The sequence below is a fragment of the Flavobacterium sp. GNP002 genome, from assembly GCF_054343795.1.
This window is the reverse complement of the sequence record NZ_JBTGUW010000001.1, coordinates 134425-150463: the sequence shown is the minus strand read 5'-3', so window position 1 is coordinate 150463 and position 16039 is coordinate 134425. Positions and strand designations below refer to the sequence as shown.

At 34.0% G+C, this 16039-nt stretch carries 12 protein-coding genes; 5 read left to right on the top strand and 7 right to left on the bottom strand.

From position 1 onward, the window contains the following. Window positions 1-48: 48 nt before the first annotated feature. From ACXX80_RS00715 to ACXX80_RS00700, 4 genes are all read right to left on the bottom strand, one after another. A complete protein-coding gene (locus tag ACXX80_RS00715) occupies window positions 49-612 on the bottom strand; it encodes a DUF937 domain-containing protein (protein ID WP_458551590.1) in 564 nt (187 codons plus the stop codon). A gap of 96 nt (window positions 613-708) precedes the next feature. Then, window positions 709-1659: a D-2-hydroxyacid dehydrogenase gene (locus ACXX80_RS00710; protein WP_458551589.1), complete on the bottom strand. Its 951-nt coding sequence runs from the start codon at window positions 1657-1659 to the stop codon at window positions 709-711. Window positions 1660-1778: 119 nt separating this feature from the next. Continuing rightward, complete coding sequence (serC, locus tag ACXX80_RS00705) at window positions 1779-2849, bottom strand: 3-phosphoserine/phosphohydroxythreonine transaminase (RefSeq protein ID WP_458551588.1); 1071 nt, start codon at window positions 2847-2849, stop codon at window positions 1779-1781. Window positions 2850-2942: 93 nt separating this feature from the next. Next, window positions 2943-4001 carry an acyl-CoA reductase gene (locus tag ACXX80_RS00700; protein ID WP_458551587.1) on the bottom strand — a complete coding sequence of 353 codons (1059 nt, stop codon included), beginning with the start codon at window positions 3999-4001 and terminating at the stop codon, window positions 2943-2945. A gap of 135 nt (window positions 4002-4136) precedes the next feature. Here ACXX80_RS00700 and ACXX80_RS00695 point away from each other — a divergent pair, with 135 nt between their 5' ends. Then, window positions 4137-4487 (top strand): 4Fe-4S dicluster domain-containing protein, encoded by a 351-nt coding sequence (locus tag ACXX80_RS00695; protein ID WP_073207893.1) that lies wholly within the window; start codon window positions 4137-4139, stop codon window positions 4485-4487. 72 nt (window positions 4488-4559) lie between these two features. Here the strand turns inward: ACXX80_RS00695 and ACXX80_RS00690 are convergent, their stop codons facing one another. Together ACXX80_RS00690 and ACXX80_RS00685 are read right to left on the bottom strand one after the other, a co-directional pair. Continuing rightward, a complete protein-coding gene (locus ACXX80_RS00690) occupies window positions 4560-5096 on the bottom strand; it encodes a hypothetical protein (protein ID WP_458551586.1) in 537 nt (178 codons plus the stop codon). A 270-nt stretch (window positions 5097-5366) separates the two neighbouring features. Next, complete coding sequence (locus ACXX80_RS00685; protein WP_458551584.1) at window positions 5367-8018, bottom strand: TonB-dependent receptor; 2652 nt, start codon at window positions 8016-8018, stop codon at window positions 5367-5369. Window positions 8019-8322: 304 nt separating this feature from the next. Here ACXX80_RS00685 and ychF point away from each other — a divergent pair, with 304 nt between their 5' ends. From ychF to ACXX80_RS00665, 4 genes are all read left to right on the top strand, one after another. After that, window positions 8323-9417, top strand: a complete 1095-nt coding sequence (gene ychF / locus ACXX80_RS00680) for a redox-regulated ATPase YchF (protein WP_113633349.1) — start codon at window positions 8323-8325, stop codon at window positions 9415-9417. Window positions 9418-9752: 335 nt separating this feature from the next. Beyond that, on the top strand, window positions 9753-10274 hold the full coding sequence (locus ACXX80_RS00675; protein ID WP_458551582.1) for an NADPH-dependent FMN reductase: 522 nt from the start codon (window positions 9753-9755) through the stop codon (window positions 10272-10274). 132 nt (window positions 10275-10406) lie between these two features. Continuing rightward, a complete protein-coding gene (locus ACXX80_RS00670; protein WP_315207863.1) occupies window positions 10407-12269 on the top strand; it encodes a DNA topoisomerase IV subunit B in 1863 nt (620 codons plus the stop codon). Between the two features lie 246 nt (window positions 12270-12515). Then, a complete protein-coding gene (locus ACXX80_RS00665; RefSeq protein ID WP_458551580.1) occupies window positions 12516-15206 on the top strand; it encodes a DNA gyrase/topoisomerase IV subunit A in 2691 nt (896 codons plus the stop codon). Window positions 15207-15253: 47 nt separating this feature from the next. On the opposite strand, the gene ACXX80_RS00660 is transcribed toward ACXX80_RS00665, so the two are convergent. After that, window positions 15254-16033 carry a TerC family protein gene (locus ACXX80_RS00660; protein WP_458551578.1) on the bottom strand — a complete coding sequence of 260 codons (780 nt, stop codon included), beginning with the start codon at window positions 16031-16033 and terminating at the stop codon, window positions 15254-15256. Window positions 16034-16039 lie beyond the last annotated feature (6 nt).

Below are 16039 nucleotides of genomic sequence, written 5' to 3'. Positions count from 1 at the left end.
ATCACCTACGAGTAGTAGATGATTTTTGTAAATATTTTTTGGTTTTAATTATTTTCCAAAAATTTTTCCTAGTATACCACCTATTCCTCCACTGTTTCCAGAAACGGCTGACATGGCATCACTTATATCTACTTTTCCATCGGCATTTTGGTCTAAGCCAAATTGACCTCCATATTTAGATATAGCATCCATTATACCGGAATTTTGGGCACTATTACCAGAAATAGCTGCTATCACATCTGAAATTTGAAAGCTGCTATCACTAGGGTCTTTCGCTTTATTGACTAATGACCCTAAAATTTGAGGAATTAAACTTCCTGCAACACCAGAAGCAGTTTCACTATTGATGCCAAATTTTTCTCCTAAGCTCCCCGTAAGTTGTTCAGTGAGTTGTTGTACTACAGGATTTGAGCTGTTTTGTGCATTGTTTCCTTGAAACAAACCTGCAAGTTGATCTACTCCGCCTTCTGCAACTATTTTTTGTAATCCTGAAAAAATAGAACTACTTGCCTCGGTCATAATGGCTTCATTATGTTCGTTAGGAACGGCTTGGTTCTTAACAACTGACTCGACTCCAAATTGTTGTGCTAATTGTGTTAATTGTTCAAACATGGAAAGTATTTTTAGATTAGAAATCAAATTTAATAAAAAAAGGGATTTATTAAACATAAGTTAATAAATCCCTTTTAATTTATTTAGTCTAAAATTCTAGCTTAATATGCTAATAATTTGTGAAGCTAATTCAGTACCAATTCTGTCTTGAGCTTCTCCAGTTGCAGCCCCAATATGAGGAGTCAACGATATTTTATGATTCATCAAAATAGTCATTTCTGGAGTTGGTTCGTTTTCAAAAACGTCTAATCCTGCGAATAATACTTTACCGCTGTCTAGTGCTTTTACTAATGCTACTTCATCAATAACCCCACCACGAGCACAGTTTACAATACCTACACCATCTTTCATGATAGCAAGTTCTTTTTCTCCAATGATGTAACCATCTTGTGCAGGAACGTGTAATGTGATGAAATCAGCTTCTTTGAATAAAGACTCCAATGATTGAGAAACGACAGTAGTTGTGATAGATTGCCCGTCAAAAAACTCAACTTTAATGTCAACTTTTGGGATAAACATATCAGAAGCAATTACTTTCATTCCTAAACCTAATGCCATTTTAGCAGTAGCCTGACCAATACGGCCAATTCCTACTACACCAAGAGTTTTTCCTCTTAATTCAATTCCGTTTGCATAAGCTTTTTTCAAGCCTTCAAAGTTTGTATCTCCTTCAAGAGGCATATTTCTATTAGAATCGTGTAAAAAGCGAACACCAGAAAATAAGTGTGCGAACACCAATTCTGCCACTGATTCTGATGAAGAAGCTGGAGTGTTTATTACGTGAATTCCTTTGCTTTTAGCATAATCCACATCAATATTATCCATTCCTACACCACCACGACCTATAATCTTTAATCCTGGGCAAGCGTCAATGATATCTTTACGAACTTTAGTCGCACTTCTTACCAAAACTACACTTACATTATTTTCGTTTACAAAATTAGCTACTTGTTCCTGAGCTACTTTTGTAGTTATCACTTCAAATCCACCTTTTTCTAAAGCTAGAATTCCACTTTTAGAAATTCCATCGTTGGCTAATACCTTCATTTTTTTATATTTTAAGATTGTAAAATTTAAAGATTTAAAGATTCAATCTGGTTTGTTTAATGTAGCGATTGATTAAAAATTCATTTTTCAAATCTTTAAATCATTCAATGTTTTAATTTTTAAATTGCTTTTTCCAAAGCCTGCATAACATCAACTAATACTTGAACACTTTCTAATGGAAGTGCATTGTACATTGAAGCTCTGTAACCACCTACTGAACGATGTCCAGGTAATCCAGATATTCCTGCTGCTTTCCACATTGCATCAAATGTAGCAGCATGCGCTTCATCATTTAATAAGAAAGTAGCATTCATGTTTGATCGATCCTCAACAGCTGCAGCTCCCTTGAATAATGGATTTCTGTCTATTTCTGAATAAAGTAAAGCAGCTTTAGCATTGTTTATTTTTTCAATAGCAGCAATTCCACCAAGGTTTTTTAACCATTGTAACGTCAATAACGAAGCATAAACAGGAAAAACAGGAGGAGTATTATACATACTTTCTGCTTTAATATGTTTAGTATAATCCAACATACTTGGGATAATTCGGTTGTTTTTAGCAAGAATTTCTTCTTTTACAACAACCAAAGTAGTTCCTGCCGGACCCATATTTTTTTGAGCACCTGCATAAATCAAATCAAATTTAGAAAAATCTAATTCTCTTGAAAAGATGTCAGAACTCATATCACATACAATTGGCATATCAACTGATGGGAATTCCTTCATTTGTGTACCAAAAATAGTATTGTTACTCGTGCAATGGAAATAATCTGCATCTGCAGGTACCGAATATCCTTTAGGAATATGATTGTAATTTTGTTCTTTTGATGAAGCGACAACAACTGTGTCCCCAAAAAGTTTTGCTTCTTTTATTGCGCCGGATGCCCATGTTCCAGTATCAAGATAAACCGCTTTTCCGCCTTCTTTCATTAAGTTATAAGGAACCATCAAAAATTCTAAACTAGCTCCGCCAGCCAGAAATAATGCTTGATATCCTTTGCCTTCTAGGCCTAAAAGTTCAATAACAATTGCTCTTGCTTCATCCATTACGGCAACGAAGTCTTTGCTTCTATGGGAAATTTCTAAAAGTGATAACCCAGAATCGTTAAAATTTAATATTGCTTGTGCTGATTTTTCAAAAACTTCTTGTGGTAAAATACAAGGTCCTGCGCTGTAGTTGTGTTTTTTCATGGTGTAGTTTAAGTCCAAAAAATTAAAGTGCAAATTTCGGCAATAGGAATTTAAAAGGCGTTAAATAATTCGAAATAATTAAACATATTTCAACTATGTTGTTAACAAAAACGAAATAGTATCGGTGTTATCTGCGTAATTCCACAATTTTGGTTTTTGGGTTTGTCCAAAGGCAATGCTGTTTGCTATAAGATTTTCACTTACAATGCATTGAATTTGCTCGTTTTCTGATTGTAATCTTGATTTCAAATCGTTGATATCCTCATAAAACTCATAAAACACACTAGAAATAGGCGAGGCATGGCTTTTATCTTCTTTTATTGTCAAAAAACCATTGTCCAATAATTTAAAATTACTCATCAGGAAAACAGCTTTATTGTAATCATAATTGTTAGCGTATTTTTCATAATGAATAACATCTTGGTATTCAAATATTGCTTCAAAAAAGGCATCAAATACGTATCCTTTTGGAACAAAAAGTTTAGAAACATTCCGACAGCCCAATCCAAAATATCGGAAGATATCTTCCCCTAAAGCTGCTAGTTGCTCTTTAGTTTCTTTTCCATTCAAAACTGCAATTGAATTTCTGCTTTTTCGAATTATAGAAGGTTTGTCTTTAAAATAGTATTCAAAATAACGCGCGGTATTATTACTTCCTGTTGCTATTACTGCATCAAAATTTTCTAACTTCTCATCTACGAAAGTGATATTATTGGCTAATTCAGAATCAATAGCAATGATGTACTTTGCTAAAAAAGGCAATAAATGTTGGTCATTTGATGATGTTTTTACCAATACATTATTTCCTGTAATTAAAACAGAAAGGAAATCATGAAAACCCACTAAGGGAATATTTCCGGCAAGAATTAAGGCAATGTTTTTTGGTTCTTTTATTTGTAAATCATAAGCAGAAAGCCATTGATTTAAGTTTTCTGCAGTTAATGCTTCCGCCCAAGATTGAATAGAAAAATACACTTGTTCTGGCGTATACCATCCATTATGTGATTGAGATAATTTTATTAATTCGATAAAATCTTCAAAAAACACATCGTTGTGCAAAACAGTTGGATTCTTAGAGGTATTATCTTCAGAAAATTGACTTAAGAATTTTCCTAATTCAACAAAAACACTTTTTTTTGTTTCTAATGTCATAATGTTTGCTTATGAATAGTTTTGATTGTAATTTTGCACAAAAATAAGCATAAATATGTCTAAAGTCAAAAGTCCTAATGTCAAAAGAATTTTGGCGTTTGACATTTGATACTAAGACTTTAAAACTATAGAAAAATGGCAATTATTATAACAGACGAATGTATCAACTGTGGTGCTTGTGAACCAGAGTGCCCAAATACAGCAATATACGAAGGAGCAGATGACTGGAGATATAAAGACGGAACAAAACTTAAAGGGAAAGTAATTTTGCCGGATGGTACCGAAGTAGATTCTGATGAAGCTCAAACTCCTATTTCTGACGAAGTGTATTATATCGTGCCAGGAAAATGTACAGAATGTAAAGGTTTTCACGATGAGCCACAATGTGCAGCAGTATGTCCTGTAGACTGTTGTATTCCAGATGATAATCATGTAGAAAGCGAAGAAACGTTACTAAACAGACAAGCGTTTTTACATAACGAATAAAGATTAAAATTTAATTTAAAAAAAAATCCTGAGCTATAAACTCAGGATTTTTTTGTTGTATTTCGTAATAGATTATTTTTTGATAATTACAAAAGTTTCTACCGTTATCTTATCTGTTTTGGCATCATAGGATTCTAAAACTAAGTTTCCATTAGCATCAAAGTAACCATAAGAAGTTTTGTTCTTTGAACTGTAAATATAATTGTTGTTTGATGTTTTTCTTAAAACAGCAGCTTTTTCAGCATTAGGTTGGTATATAGTATATCCGCTTTCAGCTAATTTGACTTCATATTTTTCTCCGTTTAAATCATAATATGCTGATCTGTCTACATCAACAATATTGGTAACCCCATTTGCTGTAATGCTAGTGATGGCCGTTACTTCAACCGGAGTTTCTTTTCTTTCTTTGTTTAATGCATTAGATTCGGCGTCTTTCAATTCAATTTTTTGAATTTCTTTTACTTCTTGAGTTTTCACTGATTTTTTCTGCCCATCAGAATTTTTTACAGTAGTAACAGTCGTTTTAACTTCCGATTTAACATTTTTATTTTGAGCTTGAATATTTACTGTAAATAGAAAAGCAGCTATTCCAAGAATTATAGTTTTCATAATATTTAAGTTTGTGATTAATATGAAACAAATTTACAATCCTTTGGCTGGGTACTTGTTACGTAATTATAATAAAAGATTATATAATTCACATAAAGGGTTTAGTGCTGTAGGTTTTACTTACTTCTTGCGGCAATTACTCCAGCATAAAATTTTCTGATGAAGTTGTTTTCCAGTTGCTGATGTGATAATAACTAAATTCAGGGAGAATTAGTGAAATAAAAAAAGGGCTATCTTTCGATAGCCCTTTTTAAATTATTCAATACTAAATTAGAATTTATAGTTTAAAGATAAATTAAACATAGTTCCTAATTGGCTAAAGTGATATCCATCATACGTCATTTGAGAATAACGTTGGTTGAAAGTGATCAGGTTAGATTGATTTTTTACTTGAGCAGGGTCGTTTAAAATAGCTGTCCCAGCTGCATTTTCTGCTTTGAAATTCCATTCAGGAAGTACATTCAATAAGTTGTTTACATTCAATGCCAAAGTTAATTTTTCAGTTGCAGAGAAAGTAATTCCTAAGTCAGTAACAATTTTTGGAGTAAACTCAGTTCTTAAGTTAGCATTCAAACCATCTTGTTTGAAAGTTGTTTTTCCGAAATAAGTATTGTTCAAAGAGAAACCAAATTTACCAATTTCATAATTAGCTCCTAAAATCCATTTGGTATCAGGTCTTGATGTAAACATCAATGCGTCTAATGTTCCTCCGAATGAATTGTTTCTTACATCAGAGATTCTTTCATTTTGTAAGGTAACATTACCAGATAAATTAAATCCTAATTTTCCTTCTCCTAGTAAGATGTTGTTATAATTAGCTACTACATCTAAACCTGATGTACGAGAATCAAATGAGTTTGAAAAGAAAGCTACATTACCAAATTGAGTATCTTGTCTGTCTCCTAATACAATTCTGTCCTCTACCTTGATATTGTAGTAATCTACAGTAAAGTTGAAGTTTTTAGAAGGTTTAGCTCCAATACCAACAGTTACGTTAGTTGATTTTTCAGCATCTAGTTGTGGAACACCTAAAATACGAGCCTGTGGAGATACGTTATTGATAATTCCACTTACTTGAATTCCTTGACCAGCTACAAAAGAATATTGTGCTTTTTGAGTGTAAATTTGGTGTAATGTAGGTGCTCTGAATCCAGTAGAAACAGATCCTCTTAGTGTAATTTTATCATCTGCAAATTTATATCTTGAGCTTAATTTCCAAACGGTAGCCCCACCAAAATCACTATATTCTTCATGACGAAGTGTTCCGTTGATTAAGAAATCTTCAGTTACATCGTAAGCAACATCAAAATAAGCTCCTAAATTATAACGATTCCATTTTCCTGAGTTTTCTGGTCTGTTTCCTGCAAACGAGTCTGCACCAATACCATCCCAAGAAGCTTTATCTCCTTCGATTACTTCAAAATTTTCTGTTCTGAACTCAGTACCGAAACCAATACTCACTTTGTCTGATACTATTTTAGAGATGTCTAAATTTCCTACAATGTGATTAAAAGCAGTTCCTCCAGGTTGAAAAGTAATAGGGCTGTTTTCTTGATAAACGTTGTTACCATTTGCATCTTGAATGTCTGATCTGTTTTGAGAGTTTGTTACTGAATACGTTTGGGAGTTACCACCAACTGTTACACTAGCGTCAGTATTCCAACCGTTTTTAACTGCTTTATATCCTAAAGTAGCATTGTAATCATTTAAATCTCCAACAAAAGTAGGAACATAACCTACGTAAGACGCTGCTGTACCATCTCCAAAGAAATCAGCAAGGTATGGGTTAGCAGGATTTAATGTTCTCCAATATGGTGTTCTGTAATTAGCAAATGAGTTTACTTTTTTGTAAACGTATGCTGCGTTATAATACAATGATGTTTCATCTGATAATTCAAATCCACCATTAACTAAAAATTTAGCAGCTGCAGTTTCTGGAGATCCATTGATATTTCCAGCATCTGGTTTTTTTGCAAGGAAAGCTTGAACATCAGAAAGTGAAGCTCCAAAATCTCCTGCTTCACCAGCTGCATCTACAGTTCCAGGTCTGTTTGCAAGATTAACTTTTGAAAAATCAACAGTATAGTTGATATATCCTTTATCACCTACTGTAGATCCATTATTTAAACTTACTCCAATCATTTCTCCGTCACCTTCAGAAGTTACACCACTTCTAGCAGTTACAGATCCACCGTTTGTACTTTTCTTTAAAATGATATTCATAACTCCAGCAATCGCATCAGAACCGTATTGAGCAGATGCACCATCACGAAGTATTTCTACTCTTTCGATAGCATCTGTAGGTATTGCAGAGATATCAGCACCAGTTTCCCCACGTCCTGGAGATGTTTGTACATATAACAATGAACTTAAGTTTTTACGCTTTCCGTTGATTAAGATTAACGTTCTACTAGGTCCCATGTTTCTTATTTCATATGGATCTAGCAATGAAGTAGCATCATTTACAGGAGTTTGAACCGTGTTGAAAGACGGAATTTTATACTGTAATGCTTTGTCAAATGATGCTTGACCAGTTGAAGCCAAATCTTTTGATGATATTACATCAATAGGAAGTGGAGTGGTAGTGTTACTTCTTGGAGCCGTTCTTGACCCTGTTACAACTACTTCGTCCAGGTTTTGTCCACCTTCTTCGGATAAAACAACATTTATAACAGCATCCGTAGCTGCTTTTTCTAATTTAGAAAACCCTACATAACTAAAAACTAAAGTAGCGCCCTCTTTTACTTTAATTTTATACATACCGTCCATGTCAGTAGAAACTCCGTTTTGAGTTCCCTTTTCAATAATATTTACACCAGGCAAAGCATTGCCGGTGTTGTCTTTTACAACACCTGAGACTTCTTTTTGTGCAAAAAGAAACGAGACGTTTAATAGAAATAATAATAATGCAAATTTTTTCATAATAAGTTGAGTTTGGTTTTTGTTTGGTTTAAAATCGGTTGCAATATAATTTTTTTTTAACAAAATATTGGCACATCGTTTAATTTTTTATAAAAAAAATATCAGGCCTATTTAAACTGCAATTTTTACTTACTTAAACATTTATAAAATCTTATATTTGCAAACTTTTAAACTAAATGCTAAACTTTTAACTGGCAACAGTTTTTGGTAAAGAACAAGAACATAGAATCTCAATCGTTCAGTTTTTTTTAAAAAAATAGGATTGCGATACAATATTCCATTAAAAAATAAATATTATCTACATATGAAAGCAGGGATTGTAGGATTACCAAATGTTGGAAAATCAACATTATTCAATTGTTTATCTAATGCAAAAGCACAAAGTGCAAATTTTCCTTTTTGTACTATCGAACCTAATATAGGTGTTGTGAATGTTCCGGATTCCAGAATAGAAAAACTGGAAGAATTAGTAAAGCCAGAGCGTGTGCAAATGGCTACTGTTGATATCGTGGATATAGCAGGATTGGTAAAGGGTGCTAGTAAAGGGGAAGGTTTAGGAAATCAATTTCTGGGAAACATTAGAGAGTGTAATGCTATTATTCATGTTTTGCGTTGTTTTGATAACGATAATATTGTTCACGTTGATGGAAATGTAAATCCTATTCGTGACAAAGAAACAATCGATATTGAGTTGCAGTTGAAAGATTTGGAGAATGTTGAAAAACGTTTAGAAAAAGTAAAGCGTGCAGCCAAAACTGGTAATAAAGAAGCAATCGTTGAGGAAGCGTTGTTGAACAGAATTAGAGAAACGTTACTTCAGGCAAAATCTGCTAGAACAATAACACCTCAAAACAATGATGAAGAAGTTTTGATGGAGGGTTTTCAATTAATTACTGCTAAGCCAGTATTGTACGTTTGTAACGTGGATGAAAATTCAGCAGTAAACGGAAATAAATATGTAGACCAAGTTCGAGAATTGGTAAAAGATGAAGATGCAGAAGTTATCGTACTTTCTGTAGGTGCTGAAGCTGATATTACCGAATTAGAAAGCTACGAAGAGCGCCAGGTTTTTCTTGAAGATATGGGATTGACGGAGCCAGGAGCTTCAGTTTTAATTCGTGCTGCTTATAAATTATTGAAGCAACAAACTTATTTTACCGCCGGAGTAAAAGAAGTTCGTGCTTGGACCATCAATGTTGGATCAACCGCACCACAAGCTGCGGGAGTTATTCACACTGATTTCGAAAAAGGATTCATCCGCGCCGAAGTTATTGCGTATGAGGATTTCGTTCATTACGGTTCTGAAGCCAAATGTAAAGAAGCCGGAAAATTTAAAGTAGAAGGGAAAGAATACATCGTAAAAGATGGTGATGTAATGCACTTTAGATTTAACGTATAAATATATAGTCATAAAGGCGAAAGTCATAAAGTCGAAAGTTAGCAATAACTTTCGACTTTTTTTATATACCCAATTCCAGCTTTCCACTTCAAACGAAGTTCACTGAACTCCAATTAAAATTATAGTTTAGTGAAGTAATATTTTCCTATCAATCTCTTTTTTATGAAAAAAAAAATAAGATTGATGGTAAAAATGCCTTCTGTTTCACTCTGGGATAAAATCGATTAAGAAAAAAATGAAGTTTTGTTTTCTTATCGTTTTTTAAATCAGTGAATCAGTGGTTAATTGTTTTGTTACTATTTTATTTTTACTACTTTTAATAAAAACTAATTCTCATGAAAATCATAGCTTTTGGCGCAAGCCCCAGCAAAAACTCTATCAATAAAAAATTAGCGACTTACGCAGCCAATTTATTTGAAAAGGCCGAAGTGGAGGTATTGGATTTAAATGATTACCAAATGCCGATATTTACTGTTGATATAGAAAAAGAAATTGGTCAGCACGAGCTGGCAAAAGCATTTTTGGCTAAAATTGCCAGTGCAGACACTCTAGTGGTTTCTCTTGCTGAAAATAACGGAAATTATTCAGCAGCTTTCAAAAATGTTTTTGACTGGTGCTCTAGGATAAACGCTAAAGTTTTTCAGGAAAAACCAATGTTACTGATGGCTACTTCACCAGGAGCCAGAGGCGGTGCAAGCGTTTTAGAAATTGCTAAAAAAGCTTTTCCTTTTTATGGAGGGAATATAAAAGCTGCTTTTTCACTTCCTAGTTTCGAGGCTAATTTTGATGTAGCAAAGGGTGAAGTTTCCAATGCTGAATTGGATAGTCAGTTGAAAGAAATTATCAAGAATTTTTAATTTTTTTTCAATCCTTTAATTTTTAAATCTTTCAATAGAAAATGTCAATATCATTCTTGATAACTTTGATGACTTCCTATTTTAAATTTTATCGAATTACACTATATTAGCACAAAATCCAGAAATTTTACAATGTCCGAACAAAATCAATATACCGAAGATAATATTCGGTCGCTCGACTGGAAAGAACACATTCGCATGCGTCCCGGAATGTATATAGGAAAACTGGGAGATGGATCTTCTGCAGATGATGGTATTTATATTTTGGTCAAAGAAGTTCTCGATAACTGTATCGATGAATTTGCCATGGGCGCCGGAAAAACTATTGAAGTGACAATTAAGGACAAAACGGTTACTGTTCGGGATTATGGCCGTGGTATTCCGTTAGGGAAAGTGGTTGACGTAGTGTCAAAAATGAATACTGGAGGGAAATATGATTCAAAAGCTTTCCAGAAATCAGTTGGTCTAAACGGAGTAGGGACAAAAGCAGTCAATGCACTGTCTAATTATTTCCGAGTAGAGTCTGTACGTGATGAAAAACAAAAAGCGGCCGAATTTTCCGCAGGAAATTTGGTTCTCGAAGAAGAAATTATAGACACTACCAAACGAAAAGGCACCAAAGTTATTTTTACTCCTGACGAAACCATTTTTAAGAATTACAAATTCCGCATGGAATATGTAGTGAAGATGATCCAAAATTATTGTTATCTAAACAATGGTTTAACCATCATTTTTAATGGCGAAAAATACTATTCCGAAAACGGACTTAAAGATTTATTAGAAGCTACGATAAATGTAGAGGATTTAGAATATCCTATCATTCACTTAAAAGAAGGAGATATTGAGATTGCCTTAACACACAGCAAAACCCAATATTCTGAAGAGTATCACTCCTTTGTCAACGGACAAAATACAACTCAAGGTGGAACGCATTTAGCAGCATACAGAGAAGCGATTGTAAAAACCATTAGGGAGTTTTACAATAAAAGTTTCGAAGCATCTGATGTCCGAAAATCGATTGTTACGGCCATTAGTATTAAAGTAATGGAGCCTGTTTTTGAGTCGCAAACCAAAACCAAATTAGGTTCAACAGATATGGGTTCAGAACCGGGAATGCCTTCGGTACGTACTTTTGTAAATGATTTTGTGAAAACGAAATTAGATAATTATTTGCACAAGAATCCTCCAACAGCAGAGGCGCTGTTGCGAAAAATTCTTCAAGCCGAAAGAGAACGTAAAGAGCTTTCTGGTATTCGAAAATTAGCAACAGATCGCGCTAAAAAAGCAAATCTTCACAACAAGAAATTAAGAGATTGTAGAGCGCATCTTCCGGATACTAAAAACCCTAGGAATTTAGAAAGTACGCTTTTTATCACGGAGGGAGATTCGGCTTCTGGGTCTATTACTAAATCGCGCGATGTAAATACGCAAGCGGTTTTTAGTTTGCGTGGTAAGCCTTTGAATTCGTATGGAATGAGCAAGAAAATTGTTTATGAAAATGAAGAATTTAATTTATTGCAAGCGGCGTTAGATATTGAAGATGGATTGGAAAAATTGCGTTACAACAACATCGTAATTGCAACCGATGCCGATGTCGATGGAATGCACATTCGATTATTATTGATTACGTTCTTTCTTCAGTTTTTTCCTGAGTTAATAAAAGAAGGACATTTGTATATTTTGCAAACACCACTTTTCAGGGTTAGAAACAAGAAAGAAACCATTTATTGCTATTCTGACGAAGAGCGTAAAGACGCAATAGAAAAATTAAAACCAAAACCTGAAATCACCCGATTCAAGGGATTAGGAGAAATTTCTCCCGATGAGTTCAAAAATTTCATTGGAGAAACCATTCGTTTAGATCCGATTATGATGGACAAAAACACTTCGATTGAGCAATTATTGTCTTTCTATATGGGTAAAAATACGCCAGACAGACAGGAATTTATCATCAAGAATTTGAAAGTCGAATTAGATGTAATCGAGAAAGTTTAAATAGTCATAAAATACCTACAAGAAAATACTAATTTTTATTGCATTACTATTTGTAATTAGTTTTTCGACTACCTTTTTTATTATAAGGAGTAATGATCATAAAGAATGTGATATAATTATAAAAAAAGAGATGGATAAAAATGGAATTAAGGTTACAAAAGAAGAGCATGTTTGTAAAGAAAAATATTCTTTTTAGCATTTTTAGAACAAAATTAGAATTGATTACTATTCAATAGAATATATTTAATGAAAGACGAAGAAGACGAAAATACAATTCCAGAAGGTCAGGAAGATGATAATTCTATTGATGAAAATCAATCTGAAGAGAAATCTTTTGAAGGCCAGCATTTTTACGATAATCAAGAAGACGGAAACGATACCATTACCAAAGTTACGGGAATGTATAAAGACTGGTTTCTTGATTATGCTTCCTATGTAATTCTGGAGCGTGCCGTTCCGGCGATTGAAGACGGTTTTAAACCGGTGCAACGTCGTATCATGCATTCTTTAAAGGAATTAGATGACGGTCGTTACAATAAAGTAGCGAATGTAGTTGGACACACTATGCAGTATCATCCTCACGGAGATCAGAGTATTGGTGATGCGATGGTGCAAATAGGACAAAAAGAATTACTTATTGATTGTCAAGGAAACTGGGGAAATATCCTAACAGGTGATGGTGCTGCGGCTTCCCGTTACATTGAAGCGCGTTTGTCGAAATTTGCTTTGGAGGTTATTTATAGTCCAAAAATCACCGATTGGGGCGTTTCTTATGATGGACGAAGAGCAGAACCAAACAATCTTCCGGTGAAGTTTCCATTGCTTTTGGCACAAGGGGCCGAAGGTATTGCGGTAGGTCTTTCCACGAAAGTGTTACCTCATAATTTCAATGAATTAATCGATTCTTCGATAAAAATATTAAAAGGGAAGCCTTTTACACTGTATCCGGATTTCATGACGCAAGGTATTGCTGATGTGTCTAATTATAATGACGGATTGCGTGGCGGACGGGTTCGGGTTCGTGCCAAAATTGGTCAGTTGGACAAAAATACGTTGGTGATTACCCAAATTCCGTTTTCTACAAATACGACTACTTTGATTGACAGTATTTTGAAAGCGAATGATAAAGGGAAAATAAAAATCAAGAAAATTGAAGACAATACCGCGGCGGAGGTAGAGATATTAATTCATCTTTTTCCAGGTGTTTCTCCAGATAAAACCATTGATGCGTTGTTTGCTTTCACGGCTTGTGAAACTTCGGTAGCGCCATTGGGATGTGTGATTGAAGATAACAAACCGTTGTTTATTGGGGTTTCGGATATGTTGAAAATTTCAACCAATAGAACGGTACAATTGCTGAAAAGTGAATTGGAAATTCAATTGAGTGAATTGGAAGAACAATGGCATTTTCTTTCTTTGGAACGTATTTTTATCGAAAATAAAATCTATCGTGACATTGAAGAAATGACGACTAGAGAAACGGTAATTAAGGCCGTTGATGATGGTTTGAAACCACATACGAAACACTTAAAACGCGCTGTTACCGAAGACGATATTTTACGTTTATTAGATATTCGAATCATGCGTATTTCTAAATTTGACAGTAATAAGGCACAGGATAAAATCGAAGCGTTGGAAGGCGATATCGAACAAGTAAAACACAATTTAGAACATCTGATTGATTTTGCAATTGCCTATTTTACCAAATTAAAAGAGAAGTACGGTAAAGGGCGGGAACGTCAGACAGAACTTCGTATTTTTGATGATATCGAAGCGACGAAAGTGGTTTTAAGAAACACTAAATTATACGTCAATAAAGAAGAAGGTTTTGTAGGTACGAGCTTGAAAAAAGACGAATACGTTACAGACTGTTCTGATATTGATGACGTAATTGTTTTTCTGCGTGATGGAAAAATGATGATTACCAAAGTAGATGCGAAAACATTCGTGGGTAAAGATATTATTCACATTGCTATTTTTGACAAAAGCGATAAGCGAACGATTTATAACATGATTTACCGTGATGGAAAATCTGGGCCTTCCTATATAAAAAGATTCAATGTTTCAGGAGTAACCCGAGACAAAGCATACGATTTAACCAATGAAACGGCTGGTTCTCAAGTAGTATATTTTTCTTGTAATCCAAATGGTGAAGCTGAGGTAATTACGATATTATTGCGTCAGGTAGGAAGTGTCAAAAAACTGAAATTCGATATTGATTTTGCCAGTTTAGCTATAAAAGGCCGCGCTTCCAAAGGAAATTTGGTTACCAAGTATCCAATAAAAAAAATAGAACTGAAGGAGAAAGGAATTTCAACTTTATTGCCAAGAAAAGTTTGGTTTGATGATACTGTTCAACGATTAAACGTTGATGCAAGAGGAGAATTATTAGGGGAGTTCAGGCCTAATGATAAAATTTTGGTCATATCGCAATCTGGAAAAATAAAAGTAATTACACCAGAATTATCGACTCATTTTGATGAAGATATGGTGGTTTTGGAGAAATGGATTCCAAAGAAACCAATTTCGGCGATTTATTATGATGGAGAAAAAGAGCGTTATTATATCAAACGTTTCTTGGTGGAAACAGAGAATAAAGAAGAAAGTTTTATCACGGAACATCCTAATTCACAATTAGAGATTGTATCAACGGATTATCGTCCTGTGGCTGAATTAATTTTTCCTAAAATAAAAGGAGTTCAAAAAGAGACTATAACGGTAGATATAGAATCGTTTATAGCGGTAAAAGGATTCAAAGCTATGGGAAATCAATTGACAACCGATAAGTTGAAGCAAGTGAACCTGCTGGAACCTTTGCCGTATGAAATTCCTGTTGAGGTTATTCCTGAGGATTTAGAGGTGAGAGAAGAGACAAATGCGGATGATTCATTGATTCAGTTAGACGATGATGGTCAAATAACGTTAACTTTAGAATAAAAAAAGCTTCCAATCATGGAAGCTTTTTTTATGAATTTTAAAGTTAATTACTTTACTTTTTTATTTTTTGTCATTTTCATATTCAGCACTTCAACTAATAATGAGAAAGATATAGCAAAATACAAGTACCCTTTTGGGACAGGTGCTACATGACTTCCAAAAATTAAAGCATTCGATAAATGAGCACTTTCTGTTAGCAACATCATTCCAATTAGTATTAAAAATGATAAACCAAGTATTTGAATAGAAGGATGTTTATTGACAAAATTCCCAACAGGAACCGCAAATTGCATCATAATTAATACAGAAATAACTACTGCAGTAATCATAATATACAAAGCACCTTCAACGCCATTTGTCATACCTACCGCGGTAAGAATACTATCAAAAGAGAAAACTAAATCAATCATGATGATTTGTAACAGTACATTTTGAAATGATTTTGTAGCCGCTTTTCCTAATTCTTTTTCTTCATGACCTTTCTCATCTACTTTTTCACGAATCTCATTGGTACTCTTATAAATCAAGAATAATCCTCCGCCTAGTAAAATAAGACTTTGACCAGTAATTCCGGCTGAAAACCAACTTAAATCTATATGAAACCAAGGTTCTTTCATTTGAATCAATAAATTGATTCCAAACAAAAGCGCAATTCTCATGAACATGGCAAGGAACATTCCTATTTTTGTGGCTCTCTTACGTTGTTCAGCAGGTAATTTTCCTGTAGCAATTGATATGAAAATAATGTTGTCGATTCCTAATACAATTTCCAAAAAAGTCAATGTTAAAAGGGCAATCCAAGCATCCGGATTTAAAAATACTTCCATGTTTAG

Coding starts and splice junctions, on each gene's coding strand:
- ACXX80_RS00670 (WP_315207863.1), top strand. CDS start 10,407: ATGTCCGAACAAAATCAATATACCGAAGATAATATTCGGTCGCTCGAC.
- serC (WP_458551588.1), bottom strand. CDS start 2,849: ATGAAAAAACACAACTACAGCGCAGGACCTTGTATTTTACCACAAGAA.
- ACXX80_RS00710 (WP_458551589.1), bottom strand. CDS start 1,659: ATGAAGGTATTAGCCAACGATGGAATTTCTAAAAGTGGAATTCTAGCT.
- ACXX80_RS00675 (WP_458551582.1), top strand. CDS start 9,753: ATGAAAATCATAGCTTTTGGCGCAAGCCCCAGCAAAAACTCTATCAAT.
- ACXX80_RS00695 (WP_073207893.1), top strand. CDS start 4,137: ATGGCAATTATTATAACAGACGAATGTATCAACTGTGGTGCTTGTGAA.
- ACXX80_RS00685 (WP_458551584.1), bottom strand. CDS start 8,018: ATGAAAAAATTTGCATTATTATTATTTCTATTAAACGTCTCGTTTCTT.
- ACXX80_RS00715 (WP_458551590.1), bottom strand. CDS start 612: ATGTTTGAACAATTAACACAATTAGCACAACAATTTGGAGTCGAGTCA.
- ACXX80_RS00700 (WP_458551587.1), bottom strand. CDS start 4,001: ATGACATTAGAAACAAAAAAAAGTGTTTTTGTTGAATTAGGAAAATTC.
- ACXX80_RS00660 (WP_458551578.1), bottom strand. CDS start 16,033: ATGGAAGTATTTTTAAATCCGGATGCTTGGATTGCCCTTTTAACATTG.
- ACXX80_RS00665 (WP_458551580.1), top strand. CDS start 12,516: ATGAAAGACGAAGAAGACGAAAATACAATTCCAGAAGGTCAGGAAGAT.
- ACXX80_RS00690 (WP_458551586.1), bottom strand. CDS start 5,096: ATGAAAACTATAATTCTTGGAATAGCTGCTTTTCTATTTACAGTAAAT.
- ychF (WP_113633349.1), top strand. CDS start 8,323: ATGAAAGCAGGGATTGTAGGATTACCAAATGTTGGAAAATCAACATTA.